Origin of the sequence: Campylobacter sp. MIT 12-8780 (assembly GCF_006864535.1) — a bacterium.
Lineage (GTDB): Bacteria > Campylobacterota > Campylobacteria > Campylobacterales > Campylobacteraceae > Campylobacter_D.
The window spans coordinates 164,106-185,393 of record NZ_QHLL01000002.1; the positions used below are offsets into that span (position 1 = coordinate 164,106).

16 protein-coding genes are annotated in these 21,288 nt (G+C 35.2%); 10 read left to right on the top strand and 6 right to left on the bottom strand.

The window, feature by feature from the left end:
• Positions 1-30 precede the first annotated feature (30 nt).
• The 6 genes from DMB95_RS02275 to dcd all read right to left on the bottom strand — a co-directional run bounded on the left by DMB95_RS02275 (position 31) and on the right by dcd (position 6,331).
• Positions 31-783, bottom strand: coding sequence for a GNAT family N-acetyltransferase (locus tag DMB95_RS02275; RefSeq protein ID WP_142930746.1), 753 nt, complete (start codon positions 781-783; stop codon positions 31-33).
• Positions 770-2,272, bottom strand: a complete 1,503-nt coding sequence (locus DMB95_RS02280; protein WP_142930747.1) for an amino acid adenylation domain-containing protein — start codon at positions 2,270-2,272, stop codon at positions 770-772. Before DMB95_RS02280 ends, DMB95_RS02275 begins: the two co-directional genes overlap by 14 nt.
• Positions 2,269-3,579, bottom strand: coding sequence for a DUF4910 domain-containing protein (locus DMB95_RS02285; protein ID WP_142930748.1), 1,311 nt, complete (start codon positions 3,577-3,579; stop codon positions 2,269-2,271). The genes DMB95_RS02280 and DMB95_RS02285 overlap by 4 nt, the downstream gene beginning before the upstream one ends.
• Positions 3,573-4,703: a UDP-4-amino-4,6-dideoxy-N-acetyl-beta-L-altrosamine transaminase gene (gene pseC / locus DMB95_RS02290; RefSeq protein ID WP_142930749.1), complete on the bottom strand. Its 1,131-nt coding sequence runs from the start codon at positions 4,701-4,703 to the stop codon at positions 3,573-3,575. The genes DMB95_RS02285 and pseC overlap by 7 nt, the downstream gene beginning before the upstream one ends.
• Positions 4,697-5,701 (bottom strand): UDP-N-acetylglucosamine 4,6-dehydratase (inverting), encoded by a 1,005-nt coding sequence (pseB, locus tag DMB95_RS02295; protein ID WP_142930750.1) that lies wholly within the window; start codon positions 5,699-5,701, stop codon positions 4,697-4,699. Before pseB ends, pseC begins: the two co-directional genes overlap by 7 nt.
• A gap of 69 nt (positions 5,702-5,770) precedes the next feature.
• Complete coding sequence (dcd, locus tag DMB95_RS02300; RefSeq protein ID WP_142930751.1) at positions 5,771-6,331, bottom strand: dCTP deaminase; 561 nt, start codon at positions 6,329-6,331, stop codon at positions 5,771-5,773.
• 146 nt (positions 6,332-6,477) lie between these two features.
• On the opposite strand from dcd, the gene accB reads away from it, so the two are divergent.
• From accB to trpA, 10 genes are all read left to right on the top strand, one after another.
• Positions 6,478-6,930: an acetyl-CoA carboxylase biotin carboxyl carrier protein gene (gene accB, locus DMB95_RS02305; RefSeq protein ID WP_137632118.1), complete on the top strand. Its 453-nt coding sequence runs from the start codon at positions 6,478-6,480 to the stop codon at positions 6,928-6,930.
• Positions 6,930-8,261, top strand: coding sequence for an acetyl-CoA carboxylase biotin carboxylase subunit (locus tag DMB95_RS02310; protein ID WP_142930752.1), 1,332 nt, complete (start codon positions 6,930-6,932; stop codon positions 8,259-8,261). The genes accB and DMB95_RS02310 overlap by 1 nt, the downstream gene beginning before the upstream one ends.
• Before the next feature lie 473 nt (positions 8,262-8,734).
• The gene (locus DMB95_RS02315; protein ID WP_238386858.1) at positions 8,735-10,789 is read left to right on the top strand and encodes a nucleotidyltransferase; all 2,055 of its coding nucleotides are present in this window, start codon (positions 8,735-8,737) and stop codon (positions 10,787-10,789) included.
• 3 nt (positions 10,790-10,792) lie between these two features.
• On the top strand, positions 10,793-12,589 hold the full coding sequence (glmS, locus tag DMB95_RS02320) for a glutamine--fructose-6-phosphate transaminase (isomerizing) (protein ID WP_142930754.1): 1,797 nt from the start codon (positions 10,793-10,795) through the stop codon (positions 12,587-12,589).
• A 47-nt stretch (positions 12,590-12,636) separates the two neighbouring features.
• Entirely contained in the window at positions 12,637-15,813 is a 3,177-nt protein-coding gene (locus tag DMB95_RS02325; RefSeq protein WP_142930755.1) for a S8 family serine peptidase, read from the top strand.
• A 108-nt stretch (positions 15,814-15,921) separates the two neighbouring features.
• Positions 15,922-17,163, top strand: a complete 1,242-nt coding sequence (locus DMB95_RS02330) for an anthranilate synthase component I family protein (RefSeq protein ID WP_142930756.1) — start codon at positions 15,922-15,924, stop codon at positions 17,161-17,163.
• Positions 17,163-18,776 carry an anthranilate phosphoribosyltransferase gene (gene trpD / locus DMB95_RS02335; RefSeq protein ID WP_142930814.1) on the top strand — a complete coding sequence of 538 codons (1,614 nt, stop codon included), beginning with the start codon at positions 17,163-17,165 and terminating at the stop codon, positions 18,774-18,776. The genes DMB95_RS02330 and trpD overlap by 1 nt, the downstream gene beginning before the upstream one ends.
• Entirely contained in the window at positions 18,766-19,356 is a 591-nt protein-coding gene (locus DMB95_RS02340) for a phosphoribosylanthranilate isomerase (protein WP_142930757.1), read from the top strand. Before trpD ends, DMB95_RS02340 begins: the two co-directional genes overlap by 11 nt.
• Positions 19,353-20,531, top strand: a complete 1,179-nt coding sequence (gene trpB, locus DMB95_RS02345) for a tryptophan synthase subunit beta (RefSeq protein ID WP_142930758.1) — start codon at positions 19,353-19,355, stop codon at positions 20,529-20,531. Before DMB95_RS02340 ends, trpB begins: the two co-directional genes overlap by 4 nt.
• Positions 20,524-21,267, top strand: a complete 744-nt coding sequence (gene trpA, locus DMB95_RS02350; RefSeq protein WP_142930759.1) for a tryptophan synthase subunit alpha — start codon at positions 20,524-20,526, stop codon at positions 21,265-21,267. Before trpB ends, trpA begins: the two co-directional genes overlap by 8 nt.
• The last annotated feature ends 21 nt before the right edge of the window (positions 21,268-21,288 follow it).

Consider the following 21,288-nt stretch of genomic DNA (forward strand, 5'->3'; position numbering starts at 1 on the left):
GTTTTTCCTTTCATTTAAAATGTGTTTATATCAATTAAAATTCCTATAAAATTCTAATTTCACCATATCTTGAACAAAGCCAGCTCTTTGATAAAAATTTATGGCTTTTTCATTGTTTTCATTGACAAAGAGTTTGAAAAAATAAGCCTTTTGATTGAGTATGAAAAAATGATTGAGTAGGGCATAGCCTGCATTTTTATGTTCTTGCTTTATGCTTGAGGCTATAAAGTCAAGATTTGCACACCCTAGCTGAACGCTAAAACTTAGTGCAGCTTTAATTTTGCCTAGTTCTTTTACGCAAAGTATTTCTTTTTTTCTTATCTTTGCTTGCAAATCAGCCTCATCATAAACAAATAAAAACTGCTCATCAAAATAGCTTGTAAAAAAATCCTTTAAATCATGTAAATCCTCAAGCCTTGCAAATTCGACAAAGTCAAAATTTATAGGCTTTAAATTCTCATTCTTAAGCCTCATTTGCACAAAGCTTTCAAAGCCTTGAAAATGATTGTATTCTAAAAAATCCTTAAAATTTAAAAGCTCTTTTTGTCTTTTATAAATGAGTTTGATTATGCTATTTTTAAGCTTAAAATCCTTGTGAGTATGGCTTATAAAAAAATGCAAAAGTTTTGAGTTCTTTTCATAAAAAAAGAAATTATGCTCAATTTGCTTTAATGTGAGTTTAGAGCTTAAAAGCTTTTCTTTTAGGCTTTGCATACCCTCATAATAGTTTTGAAGCTTAAAGCCCTTTTCATAGGCTTTTAAAAAGTTTTCAAACGAGTTCATATAAAGCCTTTTTATCTATTTTGCCATTTTGATTGAGTTTGAAATGTTTTAAGGCCATAAATTTACTTGGCAGCATATAAGATGGTAATTTATCCTTTAAAAAGCCTTTAAAATCAAGCTCTTTAAGCTCGCTTTCATAAAAGCAAATAATGCGTTCATCTTTATAAATACAAGCGCAGTTTTTAATGTCCTTATGAGCATTTATAATGCTTTCTATCTCGCCAAGTTCTACTCTGTGTCCTTTGATTTTGATTTGATTATCCTTGCGTCCATAGCATAAAAGCTCGCCAAATTCATTATAAGCGACAATATCGCCTGTTTTATACACTAAGTCTAAATAAGCATTATGTAAGGGGTTTTGTATAAAGGCAAGACTTGTTTTGTCTTTATCGTTATAATAGCCCAAAGCAAGGCTAGTTCCACGCACAAAAAGCTCGCCCTTAACACCAACTTGCTCTTCATCGACAAGCTTTAAGTTTTCATCAAAGACTAGAAGCTGGGTATTATGACAAGCCTTACCTATAGGCAAAATATCCTCATCTTTAAAGTTTCTATTTACCTTATAAAAGCAACACACATCAGTAATTTCAGTAGGTCCATATAAATTTGCATATTCTGCCTTAGGCAAATGCTTTCTCCAATAATTTAAAGCCTTATTTGGCATGATTTCTCCACAAAATAATACCTTTTTAAGCTTGCTTAGCTTTAGTTCATCTAAAGCCTGAGTATTAGCAAAATAAATCAAAACCGAAGGCACCCAAAAAATCATGCTGATATGATGTTGTTCAAGATAGCTTAAAACCTTAGCAGGAAAGGCAAAAAGTGAATTTTCAAGTATGTGCACACAAGCTCCAGCTTTTATGCTTGAAAATATATCTAAGATAGAATTATCAAAATAAAAAGGGGCTTGATTAGCTAAAATTTCATGTTCATCAAGTTTGAAAGTCTCACACACCCAAAAAGTATAATCAATCACGCTTTTATGAGCAATGCTTACACCCTTTGGTAAGCCTGTGCTTCCACTTGTAAAAAATACATATAATAAATTTGTGTCAATATGCTTTTCTTTAGCTTTTATAAGGGCATTTTCATTGATTTTAAAGTTAGAAAAATCTTCACAATACAAGGTTTTTATTCCCAAAAACTCAAAATCATACGCTTTGCTTGTGATTAAAAGCTTAGGCTTTAATACTGTTTTGATCTTTTCAAGCCTTTCTTTTGGACTTTTTTCATCAAGTAGGGTATAAAAATGTCCACTTTTTGCTACCCCAAAAAAGCTTATTAAACAAGCTATGCCCTTTGGCAGTAAGATAAGCACACTTTCTTGAGTAAAACTGTGTTTTAAATGACTTAAAATTTCACTAGCAAGCTTTTGGCTAAGGGTATTAAAATCCTTATAATTTATACTTAAATCGCCCTCAACAAAGGCCGTTTTTTCAGGGTATAATTGCACACTTTTTTGTAAAAAATCATCAATATGTCTTATCATGAGTTTACCTTTTTAATGAGTTTGTGTTTTAATAACTTTTCTATACATTCTCTAAGTTCATAAGCTTTTATGCCAAGTTTATCAGCTATATCTATGCAGTCATTTTGTGCGTTGCAAAAAGCAAGAAAGTTTGCAATAAGAGGAGGGGAATTGAGTAAGCTTAAGGTTGGATAAAGTCCTCTTTTGCCTAAATTTGGCTCGCAAAAACACTCACTTTTATATACAGCATTGATTTCTAGGTTGCAAATAAGCTGGATCATAGTCTCAAGGGAGTTAAATAAACCCTTAGCACTGATGAAGTTAAGATTATCTAAGCTAGTGTGGTATTCTTTAAAGTCCCCATACCTTGTCCTACATAGCCCAACTACTGGTAAATTGACATTTGGGGAGCAGTATTGCCTCTCATCGCTTCCCCTGTCTAAGAAGCTAAATTCTTTAAAATTTTCTTTATTTTTAAATGTGTGTAAGGCTATTTTATCAGCTAAAGTGTTGGCATTTGGGCTGTGAATGAGCGAATAAGCCTCATCATCGCCCATGCAAGAAAGCACAAAGCCAGCTTTTACTCGTTTTTGTAAGTGTTTAAGATGTTTGCTTAGATAGACTATAGAACCTATGGTTTCAGGCACAAAAACAAAACGATAATTATATTTTAAATGCCCCCCCCCATGAGCGTAATTTTGCAAGTGCTTGGCTAAAAAGCAAGCTACAATAGGACCGCTAAGTTCATTATTTGCCATAGAAGGATGGCATAAATAGCTTGAAATAAGCACTTCATCTTTGCTTTTTGTGCTAGAAGGTATGAGTAAATCAGCATAGTTTAAAACCCCATTTTCATCATGCTTTGCGTCTATAAAGACCTTGTATTTACCACTTTTTAGCTTTAAACGTTCATTATGTGCTATACAAAAACCCCAACGCTTTTTATAATAACTCGTTACATAAGGGATAGCTTCAGGTAAATACTCAAGCGAATATAAATGCTCATTAAGCTCATCTAAGCTAAGTTCTTTATCAATGGAGGTGGAGAAATTTAAAAGATGAAGATTATTTTGCTTAAAATCACAAATTTTTTTGCCCTCAGGAGTGATGATGAAGGCTTCTTTAACGCTATATTCAGGAGGCACAAGCCAGTCAAATACTTGAGTGCCACTTTTAATGCTGTGAATGTTTAAGGCATTGTTTAAGTTTTCATTTAAAATTCCAAGACTTTGTCTAAAGCCCTCGCCAGTAATGCTTCTAAAAAGCGGAAAAAGCCTTGAAGCTAGAGCGTGCATTTGCTTGCCTAAATTTGCGTTTAAATTTAGCATACACAAGCCTTTTTGAGACTTTCACAAAGTGCAAAAAGCTTGTCTTTAACAAATTTTGCTTGATCTAGGCTCATTTCTTGATGACAAGGAATGCTAAGCTCGCTTTTATAAAAATGCTCTGTGTTTTCAAGTCTTATTTCACCCATTAAGTTCTTATAAAAGCTAAATTGATAACTTGGCTTGTAATGCACCTGCACGCCGATATTTTCTTTAATCAAGCCTTCAAATAATTCCTCTTTTTGACAATGAAGCTCTGGATAAAGTAAGATAGGATATAAATGCCTTGAGCTTTTTTTGTATTCTTTTATCTTAATGGTGCTAAAATAGGGATTTTTTTCAAATTCTTTATCATAAAAGCTAGCGATTTTTTCTCTTTTTTCTAAGTTAATATCAAGCTTTTTAAGCTGATTAAGCCCCAAAGCACAAGCTACATCACTTAAGCGGTAATTATAGCCCAAACTTAAGCTATCACTATCCCAAAGCCTTTTTTTAAAAATGCCATGACTTCTTAAAAGCTTGATTTCTTTAATCAAAGCCTCATCATTGCTTACTACAGCTCCACCTTCAAAGGTAGTGATAGGCTTAACAGGATGAAAGGAAAAAATGCTAAGCCTTGCATGAGAGCCTATCTTTATGCCTTTAAACTCGCCTCCTAAGGCATGGCTTGCATCATCAAGCACAGGGATTTTATACTTGCTTGCTAGGCTTAAAATTGTATCCATTTCAACGCTATTGCCAGCAAAATCAACCACGCAAATAGCCCCTATGTTTTGAGCACTTGCCTTAAGCCTTGTTTCAAGCTTTTTTTCGTCTATATTGCCATCATTTTTTATATCGATAAACTCGACCTTAGCTCCTGCCATTAAAGCTGCATTAGCTGTAGCGATAAAGCTCATAGGCGTGCTTAAGATAGTTTTATCCTTAACATTTAAGCTTAAAAAAGCAAGGTGCAAGGCTGAAGTAGCTGAGTTTAAAACGCAAGCATATTTTACGCCTACATACTCACACAAGGCTTGTTCAAATTCTTCTACTATCTTGCCCCCGGTTAAAAACTCATTTTTTAAAGCCTCACTTACAGCCTTTATATCGCTTTCATCGATATTTTGATGAGAATAGCTTAACATTCAAAACCCTTATTAATAATGCTTAAAATCTCTTCTCTGCTTGCCCAAGAAGGATTATTATCTGAACTATAAGAAAAATTTGGCTTTACTTTTTTGCCCTTTTCATTAAGAGCATTGCAAGAAAAATCGATATTGGTATTAGCAAATTTAATGCTAGGAGCGATGACAAAATGATCTTTAAACTCATAAGTTAAATGGCTATCATCACTAGCTATCATGATCTCATGCAGTTTTTCTCCAGCTCTTATGCCTATGATTTTATGTTTTAAATTTGGGGCTAAAGCTAGGGCTAAATCAGTGATTTTCATGGAAGGAATTTTAGGGATAAAAATCTCTCCACCTTGCATTCTTTCAAAGTTTTTAAGCACAAATTTTACCCCTTCTTCAAGGCTGATGAAAAATCGAGTCATATGCTCATCAGTAATTGGCAACTCTTTAGCACCCTGGGCGATGAGCTTTTTAAAAAATGGCACTACTGAACCCCTTGAGCCAACGACATTGCCATATCTTACTACGCTAAAAAGAGTATGATCGCTGCCTACTATGTTATTTGCTGCGACAAAGAGCTTATCGCTTGCAAGCTTAGTAGCCCCATATAAATTCACAGGATTGCAAGCCTTATCAGTGCTAAGAGCTATGCATTTTCGCACCTTGTTTTCAAGGCAAGCATCGATGACATTTTGAGCGCCATTTATATTTGTTTTTATGCATTCCATAGGATTGTATTCAGCTATTGGGACATGCTTTAAAGCAGCAGCATGTATGACAAAATCCACCCCATTCATCGCTCTAATCAAGCGATCTTTATCACGCACATCGCCTATAAAATACCGCATACAAGAAGCCTTATAAGTTTGAGCCATTTCAAATTGCTTAAGCTCATCTCTTGAATAAATGATGATTTTTTTAGGCTTAAATTTATTTAGTAAAATCTTAGTATAAGTCTTGCCAAAAGAGCCAGTGCCACCTGTGATGAGTATGCTTTTGTCATTAAACATTACTTTTCCTCAATTTATCCTAAGTCTTTAAATTTTTATTTTAGCAATAATCGTTCCAAAATCAGCTTTTCATTTTAAAATTCTTGGCAAAGTTATGCCTTTTTGGTTTTGATACTTGCCTTTTTTATCTGCATAAGTGGTATCGCATTTCTCATCACCTTCTAAAAAGAGCACCTGGGCTATGCCCTCATTGGCATAAATTTTTGCTGGCAAAGGCGTGGTATTTGAAATTTCTATAGTGATATGTCCTTCAAAACCCGGCTCAAAAGGGGTAACATTAACGATAATGCCACACCTTGCATAAGTGCTTTTGCCAAGACAAATAGCTAAAACATTATCAGGCATTTTAAAATACTCTAAAGTCCTAGCTAATGCAAAGGAATTTGCTGGCACTATACACACATCGCCTTCAAAATCAACGACATTGGCTTCAAGAAAATTTTTTGGATCAACCACGGTTGAATTGACATTAGTAAAGATTTTAAACTCCCTACCCACGCGTATATCATAGCCATAGCTTGAAAGCCCATAACTCACCACGCCTTTGCCTATATTTGCTTCACAAAATGGCTCTATCATTTTATGTTCTAATGCCATTTTTCGTATCCAATTATCTGCTTTTAAGCCCATATTTTACCTTTGTTTTTAATTTGAAATTATACTTGAAATTTATCAAATTTTAATTACTTTCATAATAAAATCTCATTTTTAATCCCAAAATTTTAAATCTTTGGGTATAATTTAGGATTAAGTTCTTAACAAAATTAGGAGATTTTATGACTAAGGAAGAAATTAAAGAATTAATGGCTTTATTTGCAGAAGCTAATATCAGTAAGATTAAGATCAAAGAACAAGATGGCTTTGAAATCGAGCTTGAAAGAGAGGTTTGCGAGCCAGCTCCAGCTCTTGTATGTCCTCCACAAACTGTAGCCCCACAACCTATAAATGTTAATGTTGTCAATGAAGCTTCCCCAAATAAAAAACACAACCAACCAACCCTAAACAGCCCAATGGTAGGCACTTTCTATCAAGCCCCAAGCCCTGGTGCGGCAAGCTTTGTCAAAGCTGGCTCAAGTGTTAAAAAGGGCGATACTATAGGCATTATCGAGGCGATGAAGATCATGAATGAAATTCAAGCTGAGTATGATTGTAGGATAGTTGAGGTTTTAGTTGCTGATGGGCAACCTGTTGAGTTTGATATGCCTTTATTTGTTGTGGAGAAAATTTAATGGAAATCAAAAGCGTTTTAATCGCAAATCGCGGTGAAATAGCTCTGCGAGCCTTAAGAACTATCAAAGAAATGGGAAAAAAGGCAATTTGCGTGTATTCAAAAGCTGATAAAGATGCCCTTTATTTAAGATATGCAGATGCAAACATTTGCATAGGTGATGCAAGAAGCACAGAGAGTTATTTAAATATACCAAATATCATCTCAGCGGCTGAAATTTCTGAAGCTGACGCTATTTTTCCGGGCTATGGTTTTTTAAGTGAAAATCAAAATTTTGTTGAAATTTGTGCTAGGCATAACATTAAATTCATAGGTCCTTCAGTAGAAGCTATGGCTTTAATGTCTGATAAAAGTAAAGCAAAACAAATGATGCAAAGAGCTGGAGTGCCTGTGATCCCCGGAAGTGATGGGGCTTTAAAAGGTGTTGAAGCGGCTAAAAAGTTAGCTAAAGAAATAGGCTATCCTATCATTTTAAAAGCTGCAGCTGGCGGGGGCGGACGCGGTATGCGCGTGGTAGAAAGAGAAGCCGATATAGAAAAAGCCTTTTGGTCAGCAGAAAGTGAAGCCATGACAGCCTTTGGTGATGGCACTATGTATATGGAAAAATACATTCAAAATCCACGTCACATAGAAGTGCAAGTCATAGGTGATAGCTTTGGCAATGTCATTCACATAGGCGAAAGAGATTGCTCTATGCAAAGACGTCATCAAAAACTCATCGAAGAAAGCCCTGCGATTTTACTTGATGAAAAAACAAGAGCAAAGCTTTTGGATACGGCTATAAAAGCAGCTAAGGCTATAGGCTATGAAGGAGCTGGAACCTTTGAATTTTTGGTGGATAAAAATTTAGATTTTTATTTTATCGAGATGAATACGCGCTTGCAGGTTGAACACTGCGTAAGTGAGATGATAAGCGGGGTTGATATTATCGAGCAGATGATAAAAGTGGCTGAAGGTTACGCTTTACCAGCTCAAGAAACTATCAAGCTAAGAGGGCATAGCATAGAATGCCGCATTACAGCTGAAGATCCAAAAAGTTTTGTGCCAAGTCCGGGCAAAATCACTAAATATGTCCCACCAGCTGGACGCAATGTAAGAATGGAAAGTCATTGCTATCAAGGCTATAGCGTGCCTCCTTATTATGATTCTATGATAGGAAAGCTTGTGGTTTGGGGCGAGGATAGAAACAGAGCTATTGCAAAGATGAAAGTGGCTTTAGATGAATTAATCGTTTCTGGCATTAAAACCACACGAGATTTTCACTCTGCTATGATGGAAAATCCAGACTTTTTAAACAATACCTTTGACACCAATTACCTTGCAAGACACTAAAAGGCTAAAGGGCGAGTGAAGTTTGTCAGCCCTTTAGCTTTTCAACTCAGCAAAACACAAAGATAAATTTGCTATGATACCATCTGCAAAAAGTTTTATCATCAAAATACTAAAAAAAGAGGTTAGATTTGCAAAGCAAATTTCAAGAACTTAAAAATGATTTAAACGCCTTTAAAGCAAGTTATGGCAAGCTTTTTTTAAAACAGGGCTCTTTTAGCTTGTATTATTCTAAAGAAGTGGATAATTTTGTAAAAAAAACCTTTAAAATCATACTTGAGGATTTTTTTGAGGATTTTTTACCAGATGATGAAAGTGTGCCTTTGTGTATCTTAGCACATCATCAGTATGCAGATTTTAAACTTGCAGCTTATGAGAACTTGCCCTTACTTTTTGTGTATAAAGATGTGCCTGCGTATCATTTAAAACCTATTATGAAGGCTTTTATTGCCGCTTTAAACGATCTTGGCTTTGTTATGCAAGCTGAAATTTGCGAGCTAAATGGACTTGCAAGCAAAGCAAAACTTGGACTTGATCTGCTAAATTTAAGGTATTTGTGCGGTTCAAAAGCCTTATTTAAAGCTGTAAAAGAAACAAGCACGTTTTATCTACAAAATCACAAACTCGAGCTAGCAAACAAACTTTTAAGCCAACTCAACCACACTCAAACGCCTTTTATCGCTCAAGAATTTGATATCAAAAAAGACTTTGGCGGACTTGATAATTATCTTTTGCTTCGTTCTTTGCTTTTGTTGTTTAAAAACTCCCCTCAAAGTTACGCCCTTGAGTTTATCGATGAAAACGAGTTAAGCGAGCTAAGGCTGGCTATGGATTTTTTGCTTTCTTTAAAATCTGCTTTAAATATAGAGCATTCAAAAGATGAAGATGAATTTCAGCTTGCAAAGCTTGATTTTTTAAGCAAACTTATGCAAAAAAAAGATAAAAAAAGCGTTGATGCAAAAAAGGCTTTGCTACAAAAAGCGATGAGTTCAATGCAAACAAGTGGAATTTATGCTCTTTATCTACAAAAATGTATTCAAAACCTGCTTGATAAGAATGAAAATTTAAGCAAAATCGGGCATTTCAAGCAAGATCAAAAAGGCGTAATTTATCTTGATGAACATATGCAGTTTCAAAATGCAAGCGAGTTTTTAGCCGCTTTAAATTCCCTTGAAGATAAGCCTTTGGAATTTGACATTAGTGTTTTGATGAGCTTGCGTCGTTTAAGGGTGCAAAAAGATGATTTTGAAGAGCTTCTTAAGCATTTTAAACAAAGTCTTTACCGCAAACACAGCTTTTCTTTACTCAAGCTTTTCTTTGACAGCTCCTTTTTAAGCATAATGCTTAAGCCCTTAGCTTCATTTCGCTTTTTACTTAGCGAGGAAGGAGCTTACAGCCTTGATGAAAATGCCTTACTTTGCCTTAAAGAGCTTGAGCTAAGCTTTGATGAGTTTGAATGCTTTAAGGCTTTAAATGCTGATGAAACAATGATCTTAAAGCTAAGTGTTGTGATGAGTGCGATTGAGGCTGAAAATGAAGTTTCTTTAGCAAACATTTATCGATCATATTGTGCAAAACTTAGCTTAAATGCTGATTTGGTAGAATTTGGCTTAAGAGTGTTTAAAAATTTTAATGCCATGAAAGATATCATCGAAAAAGAAGATATTTATAATGAAACCATTATCTTTACGCTCATTAGTCGTCTTGAAAATGAAAAAACTTTGCGTTTGATTCACGCTTTAACTCTTATCAATGCACGAGTTTTACATATCACGCATGATTTTTATTTTAGAAGTCTTGAAAAACTGCTTTTAAATGCTTTGGCTGGCTTTGAAGATGTGAATTACCTTGATGAGATCGCAAGAAGGGTAAAAAAAGAGCAAACCTTAAAGCGAAGCAAGGTATTTTTAGATCAAAGCAGTATCTTGCAAGATAAGATCACACATATAGTTTCAAACCTTTTCATCATCAAAAATAGCTTTGAAGATATAGTAAAAATTGCCAAAATCGCCCAGCAAAAAGACTTTAGTTTTAGCTTTAACAACGAAAAAAATCTCATCTTAGAAATGATAGCTTTAAAGCAATTTGATATCGCTAGTATTTTAAATGCGCTCAGTAGTCTAAACCTTATCTTTATGAGCTTTTTTCAGCTTTTTGATGAAAAAATTTATCTTAAATTTGAGTATTCAAATACCATAAGTGATATTCAAAAACAAAAACTCACTCAACTTTTAGAGCAAAATTTAGTGCATAAAAACAAGATAGAGCTAAAAAAACCAAGCATTAAAAAAGATGAGCTAAAATTTGATTTAGAGTATTCAAAAAGCTATGTTAAGCTCAATCTTAATGCCAAAGATCAGCAAGGCTTAATGGCTTTTGTAATGCACGAGTTTAAACGTTTTGATTTGAATTTAAGCGCAGCTAAAATTCAAACGATCAAAGGACGCACACGCAATAGTTTTTATTTTGAAAAAAACGAAAATTTATTGCAAAACAAAGATAAACTCATCAAATCCCTAACAAGCGAGTAAAAAATGTGTGGAATAGTAGGCTACATAGGCAAGAAAGAAAAAAAAGAACTCATCATCAGCGGTTTAAAAGAACTAGAATATAGAGGCTATGATAGTGCTGGGCTAGCAGTGATGAAAGAAAATGAACTTGACTTTTTCAAAGCTGTTGGCAAGCTTGAAAATTTAAGCAATAAATGCAAAAACTTCACAAGCGAGGGCTTAGGCGTAGCCATAGGACACACGCGTTGGGCAACACATGGTAAGCCAACAGAGATCAATGCTCACCCTCATCTAGGGCAATATTCTTGCGTTATTCACAATGGCATTATAGAAAATTACAAAGAGCTTAAAGATAAGCTTGAAAGCAAGGGCGTAAGCTTTTTAAGTCAAACAGATACTGAAGTTATCGTGGCTTTGTTTGAATTTTATGCAAGCACACATGAGCCTTTTGAAGCCTTTAAGCTGACTATAAAAGAGCTAAAAGGGGCTTTTGCTATACTTTTGGTGAGTAAAAAAAGTCCAGATTGTATATATTTTGCTAAAAATGCTGCACCTTTAATCATAGGCAAAAATGCCTCAAATGAGCTGTATTTTGCTTCAGGTGATGCAGCTTTGATAGGACATGTTGATGAGGTGGTGTATCTTGAAGACTTAAGTTATGGCAAAGCTAGCCCAAATTCGCTTGAAGTATATGAAAACAATACGCTTAAAAACTTACACTTTAGCAAACTTTCTCAAGATAAATCCTACGCCCAAAAAGATGGCTTTCGCTTTTTTATGGAAAAAGAAATTTATGAGCAAAGCCGTGTTTTAAGCGAGGTTTTAATGGGACGTGTTGAGGGTGAAAGCATAGTTTTTGATGAGCTTAAAAGTGAGGACTTAACAGCCTTTGATGAGATCACTTTGTGTGCGTGTGGCACGAGCTATCATGCGGCTTTGGTGGCAAGTTATTTGTTTGAAAGAGTGGCAAAAATCAGAGCTAGGGTTGAAATAGCCAGCGAGTTTCGCTATAAAGAAGGCATTATCAAGAAAAATTCACTTTTCATCGTCATCTCTCAAAGCGGAGAAACAGCTGATACGCTTGAAGCTTTAAAGATCGCTAAAGAAAAAGGTGCAAAAAGCTTTGCGATTTGCAATGTAGATAATTCAAGCATAGTTCGCCTTGCAGATTTAAGTATTTTAACAAGAGCTGGCATAGAAAAAGGCGTAGCAAGCACCAAAGCCTTTGCTTCTCAAGTGCTTACCTTGTGGCTCATCGTTTTATATATAGCTCAAAAAAAGCAATTTAATATCAGCAAAGACATAAAAGCACTTTTACACACTCCAAGTGTGGTTGTCGTTCAAAGTAAGCTTCATGAAAAAATCCACCGCCTTAGCAAGCGTTACTTAGATGGGCATGGCTTTTTTTACATAGGACGCGATGTATTTTATCCTTTAGCTTTAGAAGGGGCTTTAAAGCTTAAAGAGCTTAGTTATCTGCATGCTGAGGGCTATCCAAGTGGAGAGATGAAGCACGGACCTATAGCCTTAGCTGATACCAAGCTTTACACCATAGCCTTAATGCCAAAAAATATGCTTTATGATAAAACAAAGTCAAATGTTGAAGAACTCATCGCAAGGGATTCAACCTTACTTTGTATCTCGCCGCTTGAGTTTGACTTAAGTGATGATTTTATCAAAACTTCAGAGCAAGAACATTATATGTGTGAGTTTTTTGAGATGATGCTCATCACTCAGCTTTTAGCTCTTGAAATTTCTGTGCGTCTAGGCAATGATGTGGATATGCCAAGAAATTTAGCCAAATCAGTTACGGTGGAGTGATTTGCAACGTTTTTTATAGTTTTATAAAAGCGTAAAGTGGAGTTAAAATGTGCTTGTTTAAAAGGGCTTGGGTTTTATTTTTTGTTTTTACATTAAAGCTTTTTGCCTTAAGTCCTTTTGAACTTCATAATGTTAATGAAGCTCATCAAAGTGGCATTACAGGAAATGGCATTCATATAAGCATACTTGATGATGCCTTTAATATTACCCATCAAAGCCTTAAAGATAGAATTTTAGGTTCTGTAGCTTATCCTAGCGATCAAAATGGGCAAAGCTATACTCCAAATTTTTTAATTGATACTCATGGTAGCCATGTGGCTGGCATAGCACTTGGTTCAAGACTTGGAGGAAGTGAGCCTTATGGGGCTGCTTATAATGCAAGCTTTTATGGTGTTGGCATTTTTGGTGATAACACACATACAAACTTACCCGATATTTACAATATACTTAAAAACAAAGGTGAAGTAAAGATCGTAAATAATAGCTGGGGTTCTAACATATACCCTGTTGTGGGGTTTGAGTATGATTTAAATAAGAACTTAGTTCAAAACACAAGTATAATAGATGATGCAAATTATGCTATGAAAGAGCTTACAAACCCTTTAGCTCACACAAGTGGGCTGTATAAACTTGCTCAAGAAAGAAAGCTTTTAAGTATATTTGCAGCTGGCAATGAAGGTGTTTTATCGCCAAACATACAATCTGTTTTGCCAAGATATGATGAAAGTATTCGATCTTGGCTTGCGGTGGGTGCGCTTGATAGCGAGTATATCACTAGACAAGCTGATGGTAAGCTTATTATCGATGGCAAGGGCGTGGCTGATTTTAGCAATGGCTTTAAAGGAGCTGTAAATTTCTCCCTCACAGCAGCTGGAGTAAAGATTAACTCAGTTGATGCAAATACAAATAATAGTTATACTTTAAAACAAGGCACTTCTATGGCTGCACCTTTAGTCAGTGGAGTTGCAGCTTTGGTGCAAGAAAAATTTCCCTTTTTAAACGGCGCACAAATTGCAGATGTGCTTTTAAGCACGGCAAATAAAGATTATCAAGCTCCAAAAATGGTTGTTAAAAGTATTGGCGAGGGCAGTGGTGCAAGCGTTAAAACAACTTATACTCTAGTGTATATAGATCAAGCCGTGCCAGCAACTGATGCTGAAAAAAGAGCTGATGTTGATGTTTTGTATAATGGCTTAGCACTTAATATAGGTGGCGTGCTTCAAAACTACACAGATTATATAATGAATAATTTAAATACCACTCAAGCTGCTCAGCAAGTAAGTAAAGAAGAGATTTTCGGACAAGGCATACTAGACGCTCAAAAAGCTTTGCAAGGTTTAAGCATACTTGATACAAATCGCTTGAATTTAAAAGACATTCAAACACATGATAACAAACAACAAGCCTTTTATACCCTTGATACTCAAGGACATACAGCCGAGTTTAGCAATGATATCAGTCAAAAAACTTGGGATAGCAATTTACATTTAAGTTCAGCTCTTAACAGCCCAGCAGCACAAATGCAAAATATCACTGAAGTAGGCTTGATCAAAGAAGGACAAGGCTCACTCATCTTAAGTGGAACAAATTCTTATCAAGGCGATACTATAGTGCGTGGAGGTACTCTTGCTTTATATAAAAGAAATGATGGTTCAGGAGGAAGCCTTCAAAGTTCAGTTTTTGTAGAACAAGGCGGAACCTTATTTGTGGGCGAAAGAAGCGATTTAAACACAGACATTAAAAGGCTTGCGAGTACATTTTCTAAGGCTATGCCAAGTACAAGCAGTGTGATTTTAAATCAAAATTTACACAATAATGGCTTGCTTGATATAGGAGGTAATGGTTTAGCAGTGCTTGAGGTAAAGGGTGCTTATACTCAAGCAAGTTTGGCGACTTTAAGATTGAGCTTTAATACAAGTGGAAATTCCTTACTTCAAGCTAATAATTACAATATAGCTCAAGGTGCTTCTTTAGTGTATGTGCCTATAATTGCTCAAATTTCACCGAGCGCGCAAAATATTGCTTTAAATTTGGGCGATTTAAAACATTCTTTATCTCAGTTTAATGTAAGTGTGGCTAATTCTTCAGTATTTGACTTTACTCTTTCACCTGATAAGCTGGTTTTAAATGCAAGCACCAAAGCAAATGTTTATGCAAATTATGAAGGAGCAAATGCCAGTTTAGCAAGGGCTTTAAGGGCTATGGCTATGTCAGGAACTTTGCCAGCTTCTTATACTCAGTTTTTTGGCGAGCTTAATGCTATGGCAAATAATGATTATGTAAAAACCTTAGAAAGTATAGACAATAACGATCATCTTAAAAATACAGCAAGGATAAGAAGAATTCAAGAAAGATTAGGCTTTGAAAATATACTCTTGCTCTTGCAAGAAAATAGCGAGCAAATCAGCTTAAATCCAAGTTATACTTATGTTGATGATGAATCTTATGATGGATATGGCGTGGGTTCAAAATTAGAAGCTTTAAAGTATGTTGATGAGAGAACTTTTTTGGCTGGATTTTTAAACTATGCGTATAATTACAGCGATTTTGAAAACTCATATATAAAAGCTCATCTTCTTTCAACGGGTTTTACTTTCAAATCTGATCTTGATTTTGTAAATGTTGTGAGTGGTGTATCTTTGGGCTTTGCTCGAAATCAACTTCGAAGAAATATTTACAATCAAGACTCTCGCCCAAAAGCAAGCTATAACAACCTTTTAAGCTCTTTTCACGCAGGTATAAGCAAGGATTTGCTTTTAGATGAAAAGCTTTCTTTTGCTTTGGTTGATTCTACATTGAAACTCTCTCCTATGATTTATGGCGCTTATACTTTTATGTATCAAGATGAGATCAAAGAAAACAAAGCCTTGCTTAGCGTAAATCATAAAAACAAAAACTATCATAGTCTTAGTATGAGCGTGGGGACAAATTTATCTTATACATTAAGTGATGCGTATGATTTAAATCCAAGTTCAGGTTTTAATCTTTTTGCGTTTTACGAACAAAGATTACTAGGCAATGTGCTTAAAAATAGTGCTTCTTTTTATGATTTTACAGGTTCAAATTTTAATCTGAAGCACAAACTGGATAAAAGTCTTATCCGCATAGGAGCAAATGTGCGTCTTGGCACAGATAAAACTTCTTTTTTGCTGGGTTTTGATGATGAGATAAGTAAAAACTCAAACAATATTAATTTTAATATAAAAGCACAATATCAGTTTTAAACTCTTGGCTTTGTTTCTTGATTTTACAATGCTTTTAAAGCTAAATTCAGCCAAATTTTAGCCTTATTATCTTAAACTTTTATTAAGAAAATAATCAAAGGTTTTTTTATGCTTTCATGCTCGCCGATTGTGTATTATAAACAACTTTTAAAGCATTATGAGTATTCTTATTTTGCTGAAGATGATAATAAAGTCATCATTGGTATTGATCCTCTTTTTTTAGACGCTAAAGATATGGACTTAAGTCAGCTTAAATTTGAGTTTTATCAAGAAAGTGCGAAAAAGCCTTTGTGTGAATATGCTGGATTTTTTGGGGTTTTAGCTGCTGATTTTTATACTTTTTTTGAAAAAATTGACACGCCTAGACTTAAAAATTATGATTTTCCTTTGTTTTTATTTGCCAATGCTAGGGCGTATTTGGTGTATGAAAAGCATTCTAAGCTTTATTTTGAGTATGGAGATAAAAAGTATTTTGAGTGCTTAAAAAATGAAGAAATTCAAGATAAGACTTGTAAGTTTGAATTTAAGATAGAAAATGATTTAGAAGCTGAAAAAGCTGATTTTATAGCCATGATACAAAAGGCTAAAGAATACCTTGCCAGTGGGGACATCTTTCAAGTCGTGCTTTCAAAACAACTTTGCATACAAAGTAATGTTGATAGCCTTAGCTTTTATAGTGAGCTTGCAAAGCAAAACCCAAGCCCTTATATGTTTCATTTTCCAAGCAGGTATGGCGTTGTGGTTGGTTCTTCACCTGAGCTTGTCTTAAGCATAAAAAATAAAGAAATTTTCATCGCGCCTATAGCTGGCACAAGAAATTTAGATGAAACAAGCGATAAAGAGGCTTTAGCAAAAGATTTACTCAGTGATGAAAAGGAATTGTGCGAGCATAGAATGCTTGTTGATCTTGCGCGTAATGACATCTCTAAATTTGGCACAAAAACTCGGGTTGAAAATGTCTTTGAGCTGGTAAATTATCAATATGTTATGCATATAGTTTCAAGTGTGTATGCTTTTTTAAAAGATGAAGCAAGCATTTTTGATGCTATAGGGGCTATCTTTCCAGCAGGCACCTTAAGTGGGGCTCCAAAGATTAGGGCTTTAGAGCTTATATCCCAACTTGAGGGGCTTAATCGTGGCGTGTATGGTGGGGCTATTGGCTTTTTAAATTTTAATGAAAATGTATGCCTAGCCATTATCATACGTTCAGCTTTTTTTACTCAAAATAAAGCTTTTATCGCAAGTGGGGCTGGGGTAGTGATGAAAAGCGAGGCTGAAAAAGAATACGCCGAGATCAAGGCTAAAAGACAAAGCCTCATTAAAAGCTTTGAAGCTTTAAGGGATAAATGATGATTTTATTGATTGATAATTATGATTCTTTTGTATTTAATGTCAAAACCATGCTTACTCAGCTTTATGAAGGCGAAGTAAAAGTGGTGCGAAATGATATGATAAGCTTAGATGAGCTTAAGGCTTTACAGCCAGATTTTATAGTCATAAGTCCAGGACCCAAACACCCAAAAGATAGCGGCATAAGCTTAGAGCTTTTTAAAAGCGGTTTAGATATACCAATACTTGGCGTTTGTTTGGGCCATCAAGCCTTAGGGCTTGCTTTTAACGCGAGTATTTCAAGATTAAAGCAAGTTGCACATGGCAATACTTCAACAATCAAGCTTAAAGATCAAGCTTATATTTTTAAAGATATGCCCTTAAGTTTTGAGGTGATGCGTTATCATTCTTTAGTAGTTGAGGATTTACCCCAGTGCTTAGAAGCTCTTGCTTATACCGAAGATGGAGTTTTAATGGCGATGAGGCATAAAAGCTTGCCTTATTTTGGTGTGCAGTTTCACCCAGAGAGTTATTTTAGCGAATATGGGCTAAAGATTTTTAAGAATTTCTTAGAATTAAAAGCTGAAAAAAAGCCTGAAGAAAAACCAAAACTCACTCATTTTATCAACAAACTTCAAGAAAATACCGCCCTTACAAGCCTTGATTTTGAAAAAATTTGTAAAATCATCGCTTCAAAAGAGTATGAGCCTATACAGCTTGCTGCCTTACTCATCTTAATCACTGAAAAATCCCTAAACGAAGAATCCCTAAGTGCCTTAGTGCGTAATATCTTAAAATACTCACAAACTTTTAGCGATGAAAGCGAGATGATCGATATAGTAGGCACAGGAGGCGATGGTTTTAAGAGTATTAATGTCTCTACCACAACAGCTTTTATCTTAGGCGCACTTGGCGTAAAGGTAGCAAAGCATGGAAATAAAGCCATTTCAAGTTCAAGCGGAAGCTCTGATGTGCTTGAAGCCTTAAAAATCAACACATATAAGAGCATAAGCAAGCAAAAAGAAGTGCTTGATAAACTAGGACTTGCCTTTTTTCACGCTCCTTATTTTCACTCCTTAGTTGGCGAGGTAAGAGAAGTAAGACAAAAACTTGGGGTAAAAACCGTGTTTAATGTCTTAGGACCATTATTGCACCCAAATTTAAAGCTTAAATACCAGCTTTTAGGTAATTATCACGAGCCTGTGCATAAGCTTTTAGCTGAGGTTTTAAGAGTGCTTGGACGAAAACATGCCCTTGTAGTGCGTGGTAAGGACGGCATGGATGAGATAAGCATTTGTGCAGATACTAGCGTATATGAGCTTAAAGATGGTGAGATCTTATACTATGAAGTAAGCCCAGAACAATTTGGCTTTAAAAGAGCTTTTCACAGCGATATAGTAGGGGCTGATGCGAGCTTTAATGCGAAGATTTTGCTTGATACTCTAGCTGGGAAGATTAAGGGGGCTAAATTTGATATAGTGGTGCTTAATGCTATGTTTGCTCTTTATACAGCAAATAAGGTTGAAAATCCTATGCAGGCTAAGGATATAGTGCTTGAGGCTATTTATTCTGGTAGGGTGCTTGACTTTTTTCACACCTATCAAGAACAATTAAGAACCTTGCATGAAAATTAAAATTTGTGGGATTAAAGAAAGGCAAAATTGCGAGCAAATTGCTAGCTTAAATATCGATTATATGGGGCTTATCTTTGCAAAAAGCCCAAGACAAGTAAGCTTTGATCTAGCCCAAGAGCTTAGCCTTATCATTAGAAATTCAGGAAAAAAAGCTGTTGGGGTTTTTGTTGATGAAAGCGATGAGTTTATACTCAAGCATGCAAGTTTTTTAGATGTCCTTCAGTGTTATAAAAAGGTAAGCAAGGATCTTTATACTCAAGCTAAAGCCTTAAAACTTGAACTTTGGCAAGTTATAAGCGTAGATGAAAAGCTTAAATATGATGAAAATATTAATGCTGATTTAGTGCTTTTTGATACTAAGGGTAAATTTAAAGGCGGTAATGGCATAAGTTTTAACTGGAATTTATTGCAAAATTACCCAAAAGACTTTGCCTTAGCTGGTGGCATAGGACTTGATAATATAGAACAAGCTTGTAAGTTTAAGCCTAAGATCATCGATATAAACTCAAGGGTTGAAAATGCTTTAGGCTTAAAGGATAAGGCTTTGATTATACAACTTTTAAAAAAGGTAGGACGATGAAGAAAAGTTATTATGGGGATTTTGGAGGCAGCTTTGTGCCAGAAACGGCTATGTTTGCTCTTATTGAGCTTGAACATGCTTTTAAAACCATAGCTTTTACAAAGGAATTTAAAAAAGAGCTCAAAGGCTTGCTAAAAGACTATGTAGGGCGTAAATCTCCACTCTATAAGGCTCAAAATTTAAGTTCATATTATGGGCATGAAATTTATCTTAAAAGAGAGGATTTAAATCACACAGGCTCGCACAAGATTAACAACGCCCTTTCTCAAGCCTTATTAGCTAAAAAAATGGGTAAAAAAAAGATCATTGCTGAAACTGGAGCTGGACAGCACGGCTTAGCTACTGCCACAGCTGCAGCACTTTTGGGCTTAGAATGTGAAGTCTTTATGGGTGCAACTGATGCACAAAGACAGGCTTTAAATGTCCAAAAAATCAAACTCTTAGGTGCTAAGGTAAGAGAAATTCATACAGGCTTAAAAACACTTAAAGAAGCGACTACAGCAGCCATTCAAGTATGGATCAATGAGATAGAAAAAAGTTTTTATGTCATAGGAAGCGTAGTTGGTCCTTATCCTTATCCTCAAATTGTCGCACATTTTCAAAGTGTGATTGGCAAGGAGTGTAAAAAACAACTTCAAAAGCTTGGTAAAAAGGCTGATTATGTCATCGCTTGTGTGGGTGGTGGATCAAATGCTATTGGAATTTTTCAAGGTTTTTTAAAAGATAAACACACCAAGCTTATTGGTATAGAAGCAGCAGGCTTAGGCATTGATACGCCTTATCATGCAGCTACTTTAACAAAGGGCAGAGCTGGCATAATCCATGGCATGAAAACTAAGGTTTTACAAGATGAATTTGGCAATATCTTGCCCGTTCATAGCATATCAGCTGGGCTTGATTATCCAGGAGTTGGTCCAGTGCATGCGTATTTACAAGAACTTAAACGCGTCAAATACTATGCCATAAATGATGATGAATGTATGAATGCTTTAAAGCTTTTATGTCAAAAAGAAGGCATTATCCCAGCTGTTGAAAGTGCTCATGCTTTAGCTTATCTTGAAAAGCTTTGTCCTAAACTTGATAAAAAAAGCGTTATAGTAGTCAATGTTTCAGGCAGGGGCGATAAGGATATGCACACTATCTTAGGCTATAAAAAAGGAAAAATTTATGGTTGATTTTAAGCATTTTTATAAAGAAAAGGCAAATGTGGCTTTTAGTGTATTTGGTTATCCAAATTTAGCCACAACTAAGGCTTTTTTACAAAGACTTGATACAAGTAAGATTGATATTTTAGAACTTGGCATAGCCTATTCTGATCCTATAGCTGATGGTAGGATAATCAGCGAGGCAGCCTTACAAGCCTTAAATGAAGGCATAAATATACACGAGGTTTTTAAAAGCTTAGCTGAGCTAAAAATCAAAAAGCCTATAGTTTTTTTAGTCTATTATAATTTAATCTTTTCTTATGGGATAAAACAATTCGTTGAAGAGAGTAAAAAAGTAGGCATTAAAGGGCTTATCGTGCCAGAGCTTCCTTTTGAAGAAAATGAAGAGCTTTTTAAGGAGTGCGAAAAAGCAGGGCTTGCACTCATCCCTTTAATCAGCGTTACAACTTCAAAAGAACGTATGCAAAAGATACTCACAAGGGCAAGTGGCTTTGTATATGTGGTGGCTAGTCTTGGCATAACAGGGGGCAAGCAAGTAGGATTTTCAAGGCTTAAAAGCTTAGTCAAAGAACTAAGAGCTTACACAACTTTACCTATTTTTATAGGTTTTGGAATAAAAAATGCTAAAGATGTGCAAAATATCAAGCAAATTTGTGATGGAGCTATAGTTGGCACAAGCATTGTTGAGGCTTTTAAGGAGAAAAAGATCACAAAAATCATGCAAAAAGTGAATGAAATTTTTTAAAAAGCGAAGAATAAATTATTT

Excerpts from the sequence above, each read along its gene's own strand:
- DMB95_RS02275 (WP_142930746.1), bottom strand. The coding sequence starts at position 783 with ATGAACTCGTTTGAAAACTTTTTAAAAGCCTATGAAAAGGGCTTTAAG.
- DMB95_RS02280 (WP_142930747.1), bottom strand. The coding sequence starts at position 2,272 with ATGATAAGACATATTGATGATTTTTTACAAAAAAGTGTGCAATTATAC.
- DMB95_RS02285 (WP_142930748.1), bottom strand. The coding sequence starts at position 3,579 with ATGCTAAATTTAAACGCAAATTTAGGCAAGCAAATGCACGCTCTAGCT.
- pseC (WP_142930749.1), bottom strand. The coding sequence starts at position 4,703 with ATGTTAAGCTATTCTCATCAAAATATCGATGAAAGCGATATAAAGGCT.
- pseB (WP_142930750.1), bottom strand. The coding sequence starts at position 5,701 with ATGTTTAATGACAAAAGCATACTCATCACAGGTGGCACTGGCTCTTTT.
- dcd (WP_142930751.1), bottom strand. The coding sequence starts at position 6,331 with ATGGGCTTAAAAGCAGATAATTGGATACGAAAAATGGCATTAGAACAT.
- accB (WP_137632118.1), top strand. The coding sequence starts at position 6,478 with ATGACTAAGGAAGAAATTAAAGAATTAATGGCTTTATTTGCAGAAGCT.
- DMB95_RS02310 (WP_142930752.1), top strand. The coding sequence starts at position 6,930 with ATGGAAATCAAAAGCGTTTTAATCGCAAATCGCGGTGAAATAGCTCTG.
- DMB95_RS02315 (WP_238386858.1), top strand. The coding sequence starts at position 8,735 with ATGCAAGCTGAAATTTGCGAGCTAAATGGACTTGCAAGCAAAGCAAAA.
- glmS (WP_142930754.1), top strand. The coding sequence starts at position 10,793 with ATGTGTGGAATAGTAGGCTACATAGGCAAGAAAGAAAAAAAAGAACTC.
- DMB95_RS02325 (WP_142930755.1), top strand. The coding sequence starts at position 12,637 with ATGTGCTTGTTTAAAAGGGCTTGGGTTTTATTTTTTGTTTTTACATTA.
- DMB95_RS02330 (WP_142930756.1), top strand. The coding sequence starts at position 15,922 with ATGCTTTCATGCTCGCCGATTGTGTATTATAAACAACTTTTAAAGCAT.
- trpD (WP_142930814.1), top strand. The coding sequence starts at position 17,163 with ATGATTTTATTGATTGATAATTATGATTCTTTTGTATTTAATGTCAAA.
- DMB95_RS02340 (WP_142930757.1), top strand. The coding sequence starts at position 18,766 with ATGAAAATTAAAATTTGTGGGATTAAAGAAAGGCAAAATTGCGAGCAA.
- trpB (WP_142930758.1), top strand. The coding sequence starts at position 19,353 with ATGAAGAAAAGTTATTATGGGGATTTTGGAGGCAGCTTTGTGCCAGAA.
- trpA (WP_142930759.1), top strand. The coding sequence starts at position 20,524 with ATGGTTGATTTTAAGCATTTTTATAAAGAAAAGGCAAATGTGGCTTTT.